General features: G+C 55.3%; 1 protein-coding gene. It reads left to right on the top strand.

The window, feature by feature from the left end; genetic code table 11:
- Nucleotides 1-24: 24 nt before the first annotated feature.
- On the top strand, nt 25-561 hold a 537-nt coding region (proS, locus tag ACTHUR_RS16900), incomplete at its 3' end, for a proline--tRNA ligase (RefSeq protein WP_440399846.1).

Genomic DNA, 561 nt, shown 5'->3' with positions numbered 1-561 from the left:
CTTTTTTACACAGAAAAACACACCATGAAAGCCAGCCAATTTTTCATTTCTACCCTGAAAGAAGCCCCTGCCGAAGCCGCGCTCGCCAGCCACAAGCTGATGATTCGCGCCGGTCTGATTAAAGCCAACGCGTCCGGCCTTTATACTTGGATGCCAATGGGGCTGCGCGTGTTACGCAAAGTCGAAAACGTCGTGCGTGAAGAAATGGCGCGCGCGGGCAGCGTGGAGTTGCTGATGCCAGTGGTGCAGCCTGCCGAGCTGTGGCAGGAATCCGGCCGCTGGGAATTTTACGGTAAAGAACTACTGCGCCTGAAAGACCGCCACGACCGCGATTTCTGCATGGGTCCGACCTGTGAGGAAGTCATCGCCGACATCGTGCGCAAAGAAATCAACAGCTACAAACAGCTGCCGAAAAACTTTTACCACATCCAAACCAAATTCCGCGACGAAGTGCGCCCGCGCTTCGGCGTGATGCGCGCGCGCGAGTTCGTCATGAAAGACGCTTATTCCTTCCATGCCGACTACGCCTCGCTTCAGACGACCTATGATGCCATGTACGAC

Source organism: Neisseria sp. P0021.S007 (assembly GCF_051956855.1).
Note: the sequence above shows the minus strand (reverse complement) of the source record. Positions and strands in the feature narration are given on the sequence as shown.